The organism is Flavobacterium sp. GSB-24 (assembly GCF_027924665.1).
In the GTDB taxonomy this organism is placed as follows: Bacteria; Bacteroidota; Bacteroidia; order Flavobacteriales; family Flavobacteriaceae; genus Flavobacterium.
In genome coordinates, this window is record NZ_AP027043.1 from 1,475,646 (window position 1) to 1,490,833 (window position 15,188).

Sequence of the window (15,188 nt, forward strand, 5' to 3'; positions counted from 1 at the left end):
ATTAATGTTTAAAATGACGAGTTCCTGTAAATACCATTGCAAGATTATTTTCGTTGCAATAATTTATGCTTAATTCGTCTTTTATCGAACCTCCTGGCTGAATTACTGCTGTAATTCCTGCTTTTTTGGCTAATTCTACACAATCCGGAAATGGGAAAAATGCATCACTCGCCATCGAAGCTCCATTTAAATCAAATCCAAAAGCTTTTGCTTTATCAACAGCTTGTATTAAGGCATCAACTCTTGAAGTCTGACCTGTACCTGATGAAATCAATGTTCCATTCTTAGCAAAAACAATTGTGTTTGATTTTGTATTCTTGCAGATTTTAGAAGCAAAGATCAAATCTTCGATCTCCTGAGCAGTAGGTTCTGTTATAGTAACGGTTTTTAAATGCTCTTTATTATCCGTAATATTATTTCTATCCTGAATTAACAATCCATTAAGACAAGTTCTTACTTGGCGAGATGGTAATTCAACATCATTTTGAACTAATATAATTCTGTTTTTCTTTTCTTGTAAAACAGCAACAGCTTCATCATCATACGCTGGAGCAATAACTACCTCGCAGAATAATTTGTTGATTTCCTGAGCTGTAGCTAAGTCAATTTTAGTATTTGAGATTAATACACCTCCAAAAGCAGATGTAGGATCGCAAGCTAAAGCTGCCAAATAAGCTTCGCTGATTGTTTTTCTTGATGCTAAACCACAAGCATTGTTATGTTTTAAAATTGCGAACGTTGGTCCGTCAGTTTTAAATTCAGCAATTAAATTTACTGCAGCATCAACATCAAGTAAGTTGTTGTATGATAATTCTTTTCCGTGAAGTTTGCTGAACATTGCGTCAAAATCTCCAAAGAAAAATCCTTTTTGGTGAGGGTTTTCACCATATCTTAAAACTTGACCGTTTGCAATACTTTCTTTGTAAATAGTCTCGTCTGTGTTGAAATAATTGAAAATAGCTCCGTCATAATGAGAAGAAACGTGGAACGCTTTAGTGGCAAACAATCTTCTGTTTTCAAGAGTTGTTGCTCCGTCTTGTTCTGTAATTAAATCTAAAAGCAAACTGTATTCATTCACAGAAGCTACAATTACAGTGTCTTTGAAATTTTTTGCACCAGCACGAATTAATGAAATTCCGCCAATATCAATTTTTTCAATAATATCTTGTTCGCTTGCACCAGAAGCAACTGTTTTTTCAAAAGGATACAAATCAACGATAACTAAATCGATTTGAGGAATATCAAATTCCTTCATTTGTTGTACATCACTTTCATTATCCTGACGATTCAATATACCACCGAAAATTTTTGGATGTAAGGTTTTAACCCTTCCTCCAAGAATTTCAGGAAAAGATGTAATGTCTTCAACAGGAACTACAGGAATTCCAAGGTTTTTGATAAAATCTTCAGTTCCTCCAGTAGAATAAAGTGTAACATTTTGTTCGTGTAATTTTCTAACGATTGGTTCTAATCCATCTTTCGAAAAAACAGAAATTAATGCCGATTGTATTTTTTTAGTTGTGCTCATTTTGTAGTTATGATTTTGAGACTGCAAAAGTAGTTTTTTTATATATTATATTAAAAAAAATTAGTGTAACAAAATGCTAAAAAAATCTACTGATGAGTAAGTTAACTTTTATTAGGTTTTTGATTTTAAATTATTGAATTTTACTTTATTGAAAAATACTAAAATATGCTTGTTTATTTAAGATTATTAAAAGAAAGTCTGAGCTTTGCTATCAACGCTTTGCGAAATAATAAATTACGTACTTTGTTGTCGCTCTTAGGTGTTACAATTGGTATTTTTTCAATTATTGCTGTTTTGGCTGCCGTTGACTCTTTAGATAAAAAAATCTCTAAAGATTTGAGCAGCTTAGATAAAAATACGATTTATTTAATGAAATTCTGCTTTGGACCATCTGAAATTCCACAATGGAAAAGAGAACAGTTTCCAAATGTAAAGTATGATGAGTATATAGGGTTGAAAAATTCAATGAACGATACTGATCAAGTAGGATATCAGCTTTTTGTAAATAGAGAAAGTTTAAAATACGATTCTAAAACGGTTAGTGATGTAAATATTGTTCCATCGTCAAGCGAAATGGTTAACATTGATGGATTAAGTTTCGATAAAGGTAGATTTTATAACGAATCTGAATCTAATTCTGGAACAGCAGTTATTGTTCTTGGATATGATATTGCTGAAGGACTTTTTGGTTCAAGTGATCCAATTGGAAAAAATATCCGTTTGTACGGACAGCGATTTACCGTCATTGGTGTAATGGCAAAACAAGGTGCAGGTTTTTTTGGAGATAGTAATGATACTTCGGTTTATCTTCCAGCCAATTTTTTACGAAGAATGTACGGGGACACTGATGCCATGACACCTGTGATTATTTTAAAACCAGTTAAAGGAGTAGACATGGAAGCTTATAAAGCTCAAATAGCTCAAAAACTCCGAGCTATTCGCGGAATGAAAGCGGGAGAAATGGATAATTTCTTTATTAATGTACTTTCTGGATTTACTGATTTTATTGATGGGATTCTAGGACAAATGAATGTTGTTGGATGGATAATCAGTGGATTTTCGCTTTTGGTCGGTGGTTTCGGAATCGCTAATATTATGTTTGTTTCTGTTAAAGAAAGGACAAACCTTATCGGAATTCAGAAATCATTAGGAGCAAAAAATAAATTTATCTTATTCCAGTTTTTATTTGAAGCTGTAATTTTATCAGTTATAGGCGGAATCATTGGACTTCTTATGGTTTGGGGAATTGCTTTAGTTTTAACTAAATTACTTGATTTTGAATTTGTTTTGAGTTTAGGAAATATTCTTCTAGGAACTGGTTTAGCGGCATTTATCGGTTTAGTTTCGGGAATTTTACCTGCTATTTCTGCAGCAAATCTAGATCCCGTAGAAGCTATTCGAACTGGAATGTAGTTATTGTGTGTATTTGCTTCTGAAATTTTAAAACTAGAATAATTGTTGTGGTGGTGTAGATAATTTAAATCGGAAAACAATGAGCTTTATCCTAAAAAATGTTGATACAGTTGAATCTATTTCTAGAGAAGATTTTAAAAAGAATTATCTAGATAAAAGAAAGCCTCTTATAATAAAAGGATTAACCAAAGATTGGCCTGCACGAGAAAAATGGTCTACGGATTATTTTAAAGAAATTGCAGGAGATATTGAAGTAAAGCTAGTTGATAATTCTAAGGCAGATCCCGCAAAAGTAATTAATGCTTCTATTGCCAGTATGAAATTTGGTGAATATCTCGATTTAATAAAAAGAGAGCCGACTCAATTACGTATTTTTTTCTTTAATCTTTTTAAACACAGGCCTGAATTAATTAATGATGTAAAAATCCCCAAAGAATTAATGGGTGGTTTTATAGAAAGTATGCCTGCTATGTTTTTTGGAGGCTCAAAGGCGATTACTTTCCTGCATTACGATATTGATCTACCACATCTCTTTCACACACATTTTGGTGGCAGAAAACATATAATCTTGTTCGATAATAAATGGAAAAAGAGGCTCTATTGTGTGCCAAATACTACTTACGCTTTAGAAGATTATGATGTTGCCAATCCAGATTTTGAAAAATTTCCGGCACTAAAAGGAGTAGAAGGCTATGAGGTTTTCCTAGAACACGGAGACACTCTATTCATGCCTACCGGAATGTGGCACTGGATGCGCTACATAGACGGCTCTTTCTCGCTAAGTCTTCGTGCGTGGGATAGATCAATAACTCGAAAAATGGGAAGCGTTTGGAGCTTATTTATGCATGGTGCAGTCGATAGCGCCATAAAAGTAGTTTTTAGAGAACGCTATGCAATTTGGCGTGAGAAACTAGCTTTTAAAATAGCTGAAAAAGAATTGAAAAAGGATTTGAAAAAAGCGAGTTGATTTATTCTTTTGTTTTTTCTAGCTTCGGTTTTATAAAAGGAAATGTAATTCTATTTTTGTCCCATTTGATCTCTTCTGAATTATAATACTCATTGTTTTTCTTGTATTTTAAAACTGTGTCTTCTTCTTGCGTCGTTCTTCTTATAAAATGACTAATATTCTTTTTATTCAAATAATCAAAAAGCAAGTTGTTTTTAATGGTGTCATTTTGAGAAGCAATGATTAAAATTTTTTTATGTTCTTCTTTTGTTGGAATATTTTTCGAAAGAAAATCAATGATTCTTGCTTGCGGGACTTTCATTATCCTATTTGGTTTTAAATCTATAAAATGTGGCACAGTGTCACTTGCAGGGATTGTTCCACATCCATATCTCATAAATTCTTTTTGATAGTAATAGTAATCTCTTTTTTTATCAATAATAAGCTGGTTTTCTGAATAGAAACCTCTAGGAGGTGGCGGACTTTTTGGATTCCTTTTTTCTAATGAATCATAATATTTTTGAAGTTTTCTATCTTCATAGGATATAATATACAATTTGTTTTCCTCAACAATCTTTTCTTCTTTATTATTGCAATTCAAAAGAAGAAAACAGATCATAAACCCAATAAAAATTCTCGCCATAAAAAATAAGATTTAAAATAAAGATATAAAAAAATCCCAAGAAGCAATTTCTTGGGATTTTTCTATTTTGAATAGTTTAAAAACTATCTAATATCATTGTTTTGAATCAAATCGATATATAAATTGATCTTATCTTTCAATTCTTTTCTTGGCGTGATAAAGTCTAAGAAACCGTGCTCTAAAAGAAACTCAGCAGTTTGGAAACCTTCTGGTAAATCTTTTCCAGTAGTATCACGAACAACACGTGGGCCAGCGAAACCAATCAAAGCGCCTGGCTCAGAGATATTAATGTCTCCTAACATAGCGTAAGATGCAGTTGTTCCTCCAGTTGTTGGATCTGTACAAAGAGAGATATAAGGTAATTTAGCTTCAGCTAATTGAGCCAGTTTTACAGAAGTTTTTGCTAATTGCATTAAAGAATAAGCAGCTTCCATCATACGAGCTCCACCAGATTTAGAAATCATAACAAAAGGCAGTTTGTTTTTGATCGCGTGATCGATACCTCTTGCGATTTTTTCACCTACAACTGCTCCCATAGATCCGCCAATAAAGGCAAAATCCATGCAGCAGATTACAAGTTCTCTTCCTTTAGATTTTCCTACTCCCGTACGTACAGCGTCTTTAAGATGAGTTTTTTCCATTACATCTTTTAATCTCTCTGCATATTTTTTTGTATCCACAAAATGCAAAGGATCTTTTGATGTCATGTTTTTATCTAACTCAACAAATTCGTTGTTGTCGAATAAAATTTCAAAATAGGTTGCGCTTCCAATTCGAACGTGAAAATCATCTTCAGGGCTTACGAATAAGTTACGAGCTAATTCGTCAGCATCAATAATTTTTCCAGTAGGAGATTTGTACCACAATCCTTTCGGAACGTCCATCTTATCTTCTGTAGCGGTCGTAATCCCTTTTTCTTGTCTTTTAAACCAAGCCATTTTTTAAAATTTAAGATTTAAGATTTTAGACTTTAGATTTTAGATTCCAAAAAAGAAATCTAAAATCTAAAATCAGATATCTAAAATTATAGTGTATTCACATTATTTAAATCAGCAAAAGCTTGTTCAAGTCTTGCGTTGAATGTTACTTCGCTTTCACGAACCCATCTTCTTGGGTCATAATATTTTTTGTTAGGAGCATCAGCACCTTCTGGGTTTCCAATTTGAGATTTTAAATAGTCAAGGTTTTTAACCATATAATCACGGATTCCTTCAGTGTATGCAAACTGTAAATCTGTATCGATGTTCATTTTGATAACTCCGTAGCTAATTCCTTCTCTGATTTCTTCAAGTGTAGAACCTGAACCTCCGTGGAAAACGAAATCTACTGGGTTATGTCCAGTGTTGAATTTCTTTTGTACGAAATCTTGAGAATTTTTTAAGATTTTTGGAGTTAATTTTACGTTTCCTGGTTTGTAAACACCGTGAACGTTTCCAAAAGCAGCAGCAATTGTAAATTTAGGACTTACTTTAGATAATTCTTCGTAAGCATAAGCTACTTCTTCTGGTTGTGTATATAATTTTGAGCTGTCAACATCAGAGTTGTCTACACCATCTTCTTCACCGCCTGTTATACCAAGTTCGATTTCCAATGTCATGCCCATTTTGCTCATTCTAGCTAAATATTCTTTACAGATCTCAATATTTTCTTCGATTGGCTCCTCAGACAAATCGATCATATGAGAACTGAATAATGGTTTTCCTGTTTCTGCAAAGTGTTTTTCAGAAGCATCTAATAAACCATCGATCCAAGGCAATAATTTTTTTGCACAGTGGTCAGTATGTAAAATTACAGTTGCACCATAAGCTTCTGCTAAAGTGTGAATGTGTTTTGCTCCAGCGATACCACCAGCGATTGCTGCTTTTTCGCCTGCATTTGATAATCCTTTTCCAGCGTTGAATTGTGCTCCTCCGTTAGAAAATTGAATGATAACCGGTGCATTTAATTTTGCTGCAGTTTCTAGAACTCCATTAATTGTACTAGATCCTGTAACGTTTACTGCAGGTAAAGCAAATCCTTTTTCTTTCGCATAATTAAAAATCTCCTGAACTTGATCTCCTGTAGCTACTCCGGGTTTAATATTGTGTGCCATTGTAATTTTTTTTATAGTTGTTTTTAGTTTTTAGGTTGCAAAAATAAGAATTAATTAGCATTAGAACGGATAATTTATACCAAAATTTAAAACCGAGTGTCCAAAATTATATTCTTTAAACCATCGATCTCCCTTCTCATGTGCCGGATTATAAGTCTTAAAGCCTAAATCTAAACGAATAACAAAAAAGCTTAAATCGTATCTTAAACCAAATCCTGTACCTAAAGCAATTTCTTCTAAATCGTTTAAGTTGTCAAATTTTGCTTTCTCATCAGTAACATTATCGAGCACATTCCAGATATTTCCGGCATCTGCAAAGATCGCTCCCTTTACATCACCCGCAATTTTGAAACGAAATTCTGCACTCATTGCAATTTTCATATTTGCCTCATTAAAGTCGTTTACGGCATTTGTACTTCCAGGCCCTAAAGCATAAGGCTGCCATGCACGGTTGTCATTTGAACCTCCGCCATAATAACTTCGTGAAAATGGAATATAATTTGAATTTCCAAACGGAATGGCAATTCCGAAAAAGCTTCTTACAGCAAGCACTTTTTCTTTTCCAAAATCCCAGTGTTTAATGTAGTCAAATTCGGTTTTGATATACTCTGAGTATTCTAAGTTGAATATCTCATAATTACCTCTTGCATTTTTAGGTAGATTTCCTATGCTTGAAATCGCAGATAATAATGTTCCTGCCGATTCTATTTTTGTTCTAAATTGATAGAAGTTATTATCTGCTAAATCTTTTTTGGTTGTTTTAGTGAAAGAATAACTTGTAGCCAAAATAAAATCATTTTCTGTCAGCCTAATGCGGCGCTCTTCAATACTTTGTACCTCTTTATATTCTGGATTTCCAGGCAGCAAAGCTGTTTGATTGGTTAAAACGTCATTGGTAAAACCTGTAGTTCCATTAGGTATAGTAAGGTCTTTTCTATTTTGCTCTTCTGTGGTTTCTCCCCAGTTAAGAGGGTTAATATTGTAATCTTTTCCAATATTATTCAAATCATTATAAGAAGATGTATAGACATTAAAATAATTGCCAGGATTTAAATTACGAACAAACTGTGCATTCAATAATTCTAATTTTGCAGTATTATGACGTTTTGGCGACCAGTTATAAGCAATACCTCCAGTAAAATTCTCTTTATCTAAACCAATATTCCGCTGTTTTGAAAAACCAGAAGTAATAGAGGTCGACGGAATCATACTTTTAGGAATGATTTTTTCAGTTCCAAAAGGCAGTAAAATTCTCGGAAAGTTCAATTTAAGATCCAAACCATATTCGGAAACATTGAAGAAATTGTTATTTGGATTTGCCATATCTCTTGAAGAACCAATATTTAAACGGGCAGAAATTTCTAAGGTTTCGGCACGATTAAATACATTTCGTATGGTTTCAGAAACACTTGCTCCAATTCCAAAATCTTGAATGTTAGAATGTGTTACGTCGAAGGTTGCTCCAAAACTATATTTTTTTCTAGGCGTTAAATAAACATTAGCAATAAGAGATTGAGCAGTAGAATCTCTTTTGTCTACTTCATATTGTATGGAAGGATAATTAAAGATCTTTAAATTGTTTAAATAACGAGAAGAAAGGGTAGTTCTAAAATCTGCGAAAGTACTTCCTTTGGTTATAAAAATAGCATCAGTTATGGCACGAGGCTTGTACTTAAGTTTGTTGTAACTGTAAAGATTGAAATTATTGTATGTTGTGCTGTCGGTTGGTTTTTTCTTTGAATTTGCGGCAGAATAATCGGTGTAAATATTAACGTCGCTAATAGTGTATAGTTTGAAAGGTTCAGTACGGCTTGAATCTCTTCCTTGAATAACATTATTAGTAATATTTAAAGTAACATCAGCTTTATTCTTTTTACCAATGGTATCAATATCAAAAGTTACGTAAGTGGGCTGAAAGTAATATGCACCATGATTCCTGAAATATGTTGTAATACGATTTTTTTCATCTTCAAAATCTGTAGTTTTGTATTGATTGCCAGATTTTAACAAAGAAGGTTCATTATTTGTTTTGTATAATGAATCTAGTGCAGGTGTCAATATATTACTTTTGATTGTATCCAGCTTATAAGCAGGACCAGTAGTGATGTTATAATTAATTGCGGCTCTTTTTCGTCCAACTGTATCAATAGTATAATCAGTCTTCACATTAAAATAACCATTATTGAAATAATAGAATTTCAAACGAAGCAATGATTTTTTAGTTTTAGAAGTATCAATAATTACAGGAGGCTCGCCAGTATTTTTTAAAAACTCATGAATTCCTTTGTAATAAAAAGACTGTCCCAGACGATCTACTTGTTTTGCAGATAATATTTTAGACATACGCTCATATTTGCCAGGATTGTTTTTGAATTTTGCCTGGTAAGTTGAGTCTGGATTTAAATTGGCTAAATTGTATAAATTCAATCGAAGTTTGTAACCCAATAGTTTACCATTAGGCTTTTGATACATTTGATTTGTGGCAATTTCGTCGTTTGAAGATTTGCCATTTACTATAATATTGTTTTTTACAAGAAGGTTTTTTCCATCGGGAACTCTTTTTACGGCATTACAAGCGCAAATAAGTATTGCAATTAGAAGAAATGCTATTATTTTTGTGGAATTATTTTTCAAGTGTTTTTTAATATTTAATTCAAAAGTACATTATTTTATGGTTAGTAAAAACCAAATAAAGCTTATCTCAAGTTTACATCAAAAAAAGCAGCGTTTTGCTAATCAATTATTTTTTGCCGAAGGAGTAAAAGTAATTCAAGAATTGCTGCAATCCAATTTTGAATTAGAACATTTATACACAACATTAAATGATTTTGAAGAGGTTCAATCTTCTAAACGAACTCTTATTAATGAACAAGAACTAAAAAAAATAAGTGCTTTAGCAACTCCAAATTCTTGTCTGGCTGTTTTTAAAATTCCTGCCGAAAAGAAAATAATCGATTCGGGTTTAATTTTAGCCTTAGACGACATTAGAGATCCTGGAAATTTAGGAACTATTTTACGTCTCTGCGATTGGTTTGGTATTAAACAAGTAATCTGTTCTAAAGAAACGGTAGATATTTATAATCCAAAAGTAGTGCAAGCAACAATGGGCTCCATTACTAGGGTAAATATAAATTACGTTGATTTAAAATCTTTCCTTGCTCAAACTAAACTGCCAGTTTTTGGAACTTTTATGGACGGCGCAAATATCTATCAATCAGAATTACCTCAAGACGGCATCATTATTATGGGTAACGAAGCTAACGGTATTTCAGAAGAGATTGAGAAAGTAGTTACAACTCGTCTAACAATTCCTAGATTTGGAGAGCTGCAAAAAACCGAAAGTTTAAATGTAGCTACTGCAACAGCAATTATTCTTAGTGAATTTAAACGAAATAGTTAGATTTTTGTTTTAATGAAAAGTGAAATTTATTAAAATCGCTCTAGATTTCATTGAATCAATATTTCCAGTCCACGGACTATCTGCAGTATTATCTCTGATAAGTTCGTCGGTTATACCAAACATTCCTCTTACAGAAGGCGAGAAAATGAAGTATTCAGTAAAAATATCAATTCCTACACCTAATTCATAAGCAGCGGTCCATTGTTTAACTCTAAATTTCTGCTGAAAGTTATCGTCTTTAGATTTAGAATTGCTCGATAAATTTAAAGTTGTAGACATACCGCCAACTAAGTAAGGACGAATGTTTCCTGTACGCAAAGCAGAGAATTTTAATAATAAAGGAAAGTGAATATAAGTACTATTTACTTCTCTCAAATAATCATTTTCTGAAGTTCCTACGCCAGGAAAATATAAATCACGTTTTGTATAATACAATCCTGGTTCAAAACGCAGATTAATATATTCCTGTAATCTTAAATCGGCAACAACACCCACATTAAAACCAGTAGTTTTTTTTACCTGAATATCAGCTTGTACAGGAGTTTTGTAATCAAATTTAAAGTCAAAACTATTAAAACCTAAATAATAGCCAAAGTAGACACGCTGCTTTTGCCAGTTTTCAAGATTAATAATAGGGTCTTTGCTAAACATGTTTTTAGCAAATTGAGAATACCCATTTGTCGCGAAGACCAATAAAAATAAGATTACAGCTTTTTTCATACTATTTTTTAGATGCAGAATAAATCGTTGCGACACCAAAAGTTTGAGGCATTGCCACAACATCTATAAACCCAGTTTTTCTCAAAATATTGTTTAAGGCTTCTCCATAAGGAAAAGCAGCAGCAGATTCAGATAAATAACCATAGGCATCATTGTCTTTAGAAAATAATTTCCCGATCAAAGGAAGTATATTTTTACTATAAAAATTATAACCTTGTTTATAAGGGAACTTATCTGGAACAGAAGTTTCTAATATAACAAAAACACCATTTGGTTTTAGAACTCTTAAGATTTCTCCAAAACCTTTTTCAAGGTTTTCAAAATTTCTAACACCAAAACTTACCGTAATAGCGTCAAAATAATTATCCTCAAAAGGCATGTTTTCAGAATCGCCTAAAACTAATTCAATAATATTAGAAAGATTTTTTTCTGCAACTTTCTTTTTTCCAACTTCCAGCATTCCTTCAGAAATGTCTAAACCAATAATTTTATCAGCATTAGTCTGTGCAAGTAAAATAGCCAAATCGCCAGTTCCTGTTGCAATGTCCAGAATAACTTTTGGTTTTTTGTCTGAGACTATTTTCAATACTTTTTTACGCCATTTTACATCAATTCCAAATGAAATGACACGGTTTAAATTGTCGTAATTCCCAGAAATGGTGTCAAACATTTGGGTTACTTGCTCTTTTTTACCTAAAGAAGAGTCTTTATACGGAGTTATTTTTTCAGACATTTTTTTTATTTAGGCAAATATAAACAATCTAGTTTAACTGTAATTGAGTTTTTTAATTTGTAAAATAAATGTTTTGAATGATTTATTTTAAAGTTAATTCCAGTTGTATTCTTGGCATCCCTAAATTTAGGGATTTTGATAAAATCACCAAATCACGGTATTGTCCAATCGCTCCATTATGAGCAACTTTGTAGAAGTAAAAATGATTAAAGTTTTAATGATTGGTAGTACCGCAAAGACTTAAGCAGATGGTTACTTTTTTTGCACTTGTAATTTCATTTGTTCTTGAAAAAGTTTTGTAAGTATTGTTCTTGGGGGGAAATACTATTTTATAGTGCAAAATACGTTCTTAGGATTAAATTTGTTTTTGGAAATTTTAATTTTCTGCCTTTAATATCTTAGTGGTATTTGTTATTAAAGGCGTTTTTGAGATTTATATCTCAAATAACATTAAATGTTATTCAGTTATTTCAAATGCTTTTTGAGTATTTGTGATTTTAAACAAAACTATTCTTGAGTAAGTCAGGTCTAAAAAATCAATCGTTTTAAAAACATCCTCCCAAAAGAGGATGTTTTTTTATTTATTTTCTAATGTAAGTTTCATAAGTATAATCATAAAGATGCTTTTCATCTTTGTAATTTTCTTCAGATTCTACCAAAATCCATTCACTTCTGCTAATTTTTGGAAAAAAAGCATCTGCTTCAAAAGTATGGTGAACTCTAGTAAGTTCTATTATATCGGTAAATGGAAGTGCCAGATTGTAAATTTCACCGCCTCCTATAATATAACTGTCATCATTTTCAGGACAAACAGCAATTGCTTTTTCAATACTGTCTACAACAATACATCCTTCTGGCTGGTAATTTTCCTGACGTGTAATTACAACATGAACTCGGTCTGGTAATGGTTTTGGAAAACTCTCAAAAGTTTTTCTTCCCATAATAATATGATGCCCTGTCGTAAGCGATTTAAAACGTTTAAAATCATTTGGCAGATGCCATACTAATTCATTGTTTTTTCCAAGCGCATTGTTTTCGGCTGCTGCCGCTATCATTATAATCATGGTATGCTGAAACTAAATTTTATTTTCATTCTCTTCATTAATAGAGGATTCAAGCTGCGTGATTCTTTTTTGTTGTAAAGCCACTAATCTGTCAATTTGCTCTCTTTCCCATTTTTTATTCATAAAGCGGTCGGTAATGTAAACTTTTATAAAATGTAAAATAAAAATAAAAAGCCAGATCGTAATACCCCAAATACACCAGTTTTGAGTTGTCCCTTCTCCAAAACCAAAAAATCTATTAGCAATAAATAAAAATAAACTTCCTAAAAGGAAAAGAACAAAATGAAAATATAGTATTTTTTTTTGTCTTAATCGTCGTCTAGCGTATTCGTATTGTTCGTGCACTTCTTTTTCCATAAGATAAATATGAGATTATAAAGTTAAAATTTATTTTTGAAAGTCAATATTTTGGAGATACAATATTTGTTTTAAATCGATATAAGAATTTGAAAAACAAAATTTTATGTCTTTAAAATTATAGATAAATCTAAAATGACATCCTGTTTTTAGCATTATCATAAATCGATTGCCGTAGTGGTGAGTGTTTGGTTGATTTTAATTAATTTTAGATGTATAAAACTAAAAACTAAATAGTTATGTCTTTAAAAAAACAATTTATCAAAACGAAGCCAGTTTGTAAAGTAACATTTTCTATAGATGCCAAAGACGCTGATTCGGCAGCGGTCGTAGGGGACTTTAACAACTGGAATGTTGAAGAAGGAACTTTAAGTAAGTTGAAAAATGGAACTTTTAAAGCGACTTATGATTTGGTGAAAGATGCGATTTACGAATTTAAGTATGTTATCGACGGGATTTATGTAAATGATCCAGAAGCAGATTTCTACAAATGGAATGATTATGCTGGAAGTGAGAATAGTGTTTTAGTTGTATAAAAAAATCCGCTTAAAATTCAAGCGGATTTTTTTTATAATTATACTGCAACACTTCCTTTTATAGCAGGATGCGGATCGTAATCTACTAGTGTAAAATCATTAAAATCAAAATCAAAAATGTTTTTAATCTCTGGATTTAAAATCATTTTTGGTAATGGTTTTGGTTCGCGAGTCAATTGTAATTCCAATTGCTCAAAATGATTGTTGTAAATATGTGCGTCACCAAAAGTGTGAATAAAATCGCCTGGTTCTAAATCGCAAACCTGAGCAATCATCATGGTCAATAATGCGTAAGAAGCAATATTAAAAGGAACTCCCAGAAATATATCTGCGCTTCTTTGGTATAACTGACAAGATAATTTTCCTTTAGTTTCTCCTTTTTCTAAATCTGGTGTTGCCACATAAAATTGAAAAAATGCATGACATGGAGGCAAAGCCGCTTTATTGTTAGCTACATTTTCTTCAAATGATTTTTTAGTGTCTGGCAAAACCGAAGGATTCCAAGCAGAAACCAGCATTCTGCGACTGTTCGGATTTGTTTTTAATTCAGTAATTAATTCAGTAATCTGATCAATTTCTTCACTGTTCCAGTTTCTCCATTGATGTCCGTAAACAGGTCCTAAATCACCATTAGAATCTGCCCATTCATCCCAGATTTTCACTCCGTTTTCCTGAAGATATTTTACGTTTGTATCGCCTTTTAAAAACCAGAGCAATTCGTAAATGATCGATTTTAAATGTAATTTTTTGGTCGTAACCATTGGGAAACCTTCACTTAAATCAAAACGCATTTGGTAACCAAAAACACTTTTTGTTCCAGTTCCAGTTCGGTCTCCTTTTTGACAGCCGTTTTCTAAAACGTGTTTTACTAAATCTAAGTATTGCTTCATAGATGCTTTAAGCTTTATGCTATAGGCTTTAGGCTTTTTCCTAAAATCTTGTAGCTTGGATTTTTTTATGTTTTTAGCTTAAGCTTACAGCCTAAGGCCTATGGCTTACAGCCATAAAATTATCTTTTCGAGATTTCGTCTCTAATTTTGGCTGCTTTTTCGTAATCTTCCTGAGAAACGGCTTGATCCAAAAGTTCATTCAGTTCTTGCAGGGTATGTTTTGCGTAAACTTCTCCCGATTGATTTGTTTCTTCCTCGTGTCCAAAAGTTTCTGGATTCGAAAGAACATCATCAATTTCCTGAGAACCTTGATCTGTATCTGCAGTATTTGATTTTAAATAAATTCCTGCTTTATCTAAGATGTTTTTATAAGTAAAAATCGGTGCATTAAAGCGTAAAGCTAAAGCGATTGCATCAGAAGTTCTGGCATCGATAATTTCTTCAATTTTATCTCTTTCGCAGATTAAACTAGAATAAAAAACGCCGTCAACCAGTTTGTGAATAATTACTTGTTTTACTACAATATCAAATCTTTCAGCGAAGTTTTTGAATAAATCGTGTGTTAACGGACGAGGTGGTTTTATTTCTTTTTCTAAGGCAATAGCTATCGACTGGGCTTCAAAAGCGCCAATAACGATAGGTAATTTTCGTTCGCCATCAACTTCGTTCAAAATTAGGGCATAAGCTCCATTTTGAGTTTGACTGTATGAAATTCCTTTTATAGATAATTTTACTAGACTCATATATGTTTGTAAAAAAGGCACTTAGAGCCTTGTTTTATTGCTTTTTTTGTTTGAAAAATAAAGCTGCAATTTTAATCAAAAAATATGGAACAAAAAAGCTGCCTATAAACAAAGATACAATAT

The 15,188-nt window shown here is 32.2% G+C and carries 15 protein-coding genes; 4 read left to right on the forward strand and 11 right to left on the reverse strand.

The window, feature by feature from the left end; all coding sequences use genetic code 11:
* Position 1: 1 nt before the first annotated feature.
* A complete protein-coding gene (purH, locus tag QMG60_RS06675; RefSeq protein ID WP_057117609.1) occupies positions 2-1,528 on the reverse strand; it encodes a bifunctional phosphoribosylaminoimidazolecarboxamide formyltransferase/IMP cyclohydrolase in 1,527 nt (508 codons plus the stop codon).
* Between the two features lie 165 nt (positions 1,529-1,693).
* Here purH and QMG60_RS06680 point away from each other — a divergent pair, with 165 nt between their 5' ends.
* Both QMG60_RS06680 and QMG60_RS06685 read left to right on the forward strand, forming a co-directional pair.
* Positions 1,694-2,941, forward strand: a complete 1,248-nt coding sequence (locus tag QMG60_RS06680) for an ABC transporter permease (protein ID WP_057117608.1) — start codon at positions 1,694-1,696, stop codon at positions 2,939-2,941.
* Between the two features lie 79 nt (positions 2,942-3,020).
* Positions 3,021-3,908 (forward strand): cupin-like domain-containing protein, encoded by an 888-nt coding sequence (locus QMG60_RS06685; RefSeq protein ID WP_281867275.1) that lies wholly within the window; start codon positions 3,021-3,023, stop codon positions 3,906-3,908.
* Position 3,909: 1 nt separating this feature from the next.
* On the opposite strand, the gene QMG60_RS06690 is transcribed toward QMG60_RS06685, so the two are convergent.
* The 4 genes from QMG60_RS06690 to QMG60_RS06705 all read right to left on the reverse strand — a co-directional run bounded on the left by QMG60_RS06690 (position 3,910) and on the right by QMG60_RS06705 (position 9,256).
* Positions 3,910-4,530, reverse strand: coding sequence for a hypothetical protein (locus QMG60_RS06690; RefSeq protein ID WP_281867276.1), 621 nt, complete (start codon positions 4,528-4,530; stop codon positions 3,910-3,912).
* A gap of 83 nt (positions 4,531-4,613) precedes the next feature.
* Positions 4,614-5,468: an acetyl-CoA carboxylase, carboxyltransferase subunit beta gene (gene accD, locus QMG60_RS06695; RefSeq protein ID WP_026728501.1), complete on the reverse strand. Its 855-nt coding sequence runs from the start codon at positions 5,466-5,468 to the stop codon at positions 4,614-4,616.
* Between the two features lie 86 nt (positions 5,469-5,554).
* The gene (gene fbaA, locus QMG60_RS06700; RefSeq protein WP_057117606.1) at positions 5,555-6,622 is read right to left on the reverse strand and encodes a class II fructose-bisphosphate aldolase; all 1,068 of its coding nucleotides are present in this window, start codon (positions 6,620-6,622) and stop codon (positions 5,555-5,557) included.
* 60 nt (positions 6,623-6,682) lie between these two features.
* A complete protein-coding gene (locus QMG60_RS06705; RefSeq protein WP_082586809.1) occupies positions 6,683-9,256 on the reverse strand; it encodes a BamA/TamA family outer membrane protein in 2,574 nt (857 codons plus the stop codon).
* Positions 9,257-9,293: 37 nt separating this feature from the next.
* On the opposite strand from QMG60_RS06705, the gene QMG60_RS06710 reads away from it, so the two are divergent.
* On the forward strand, positions 9,294-10,022 hold the full coding sequence (locus QMG60_RS06710; RefSeq protein ID WP_281867277.1) for an RNA methyltransferase: 729 nt from the start codon (positions 9,294-9,296) through the stop codon (positions 10,020-10,022).
* Between the two features lie 9 nt (positions 10,023-10,031).
* Here QMG60_RS06710 and QMG60_RS06715 read toward each other — a convergent pair whose 3' ends face one another.
* From QMG60_RS06715 to QMG60_RS06730, 4 genes are all read right to left on the reverse strand, one after another.
* Positions 10,032-10,742, reverse strand: coding sequence for a porin family protein (locus QMG60_RS06715; protein WP_134139185.1), 711 nt, complete (start codon positions 10,740-10,742; stop codon positions 10,032-10,034).
* 1 nt (position 10,743) lies between these two features.
* The gene (ubiE, locus tag QMG60_RS06720) at positions 10,744-11,475 is read right to left on the reverse strand and encodes a bifunctional demethylmenaquinone methyltransferase/2-methoxy-6-polyprenyl-1,4-benzoquinol methylase UbiE (protein ID WP_057117603.1); all 732 of its coding nucleotides are present in this window, start codon (positions 11,473-11,475) and stop codon (positions 10,744-10,746) included.
* Positions 11,476-12,056: 581 nt separating this feature from the next.
* Positions 12,057-12,539, reverse strand: a complete 483-nt coding sequence (locus tag QMG60_RS06725) for a dihydrofolate reductase (RefSeq protein ID WP_057117602.1) — start codon at positions 12,537-12,539, stop codon at positions 12,057-12,059.
* 12 nt (positions 12,540-12,551) lie between these two features.
* Positions 12,552-12,896: a 2TM domain-containing protein gene (locus QMG60_RS06730; protein ID WP_057117601.1), complete on the reverse strand. Its 345-nt coding sequence runs from the start codon at positions 12,894-12,896 to the stop codon at positions 12,552-12,554.
* Positions 12,897-13,135: 239 nt separating this feature from the next.
* Between QMG60_RS06730 and QMG60_RS06735 the strand changes: the two genes are divergently transcribed.
* Positions 13,136-13,432, forward strand: a complete 297-nt coding sequence (locus tag QMG60_RS06735; protein WP_057117600.1) for an isoamylase early set domain-containing protein — start codon at positions 13,136-13,138, stop codon at positions 13,430-13,432.
* Between the two features lie 38 nt (positions 13,433-13,470).
* Here the strand turns inward: QMG60_RS06735 and QMG60_RS06740 are convergent, their stop codons facing one another.
* Complete coding sequence (locus tag QMG60_RS06740) at positions 13,471-14,322, reverse strand: thymidylate synthase (protein ID WP_057117599.1); 852 nt, start codon at positions 14,320-14,322, stop codon at positions 13,471-13,473.
* 119 nt (positions 14,323-14,441) lie between these two features.
* A complete protein-coding gene (locus QMG60_RS06745) occupies positions 14,442-15,065 on the reverse strand; it encodes a bifunctional nuclease family protein (protein ID WP_057117598.1) in 624 nt (207 codons plus the stop codon).
* Positions 15,066-15,188 lie beyond the last annotated feature (123 nt).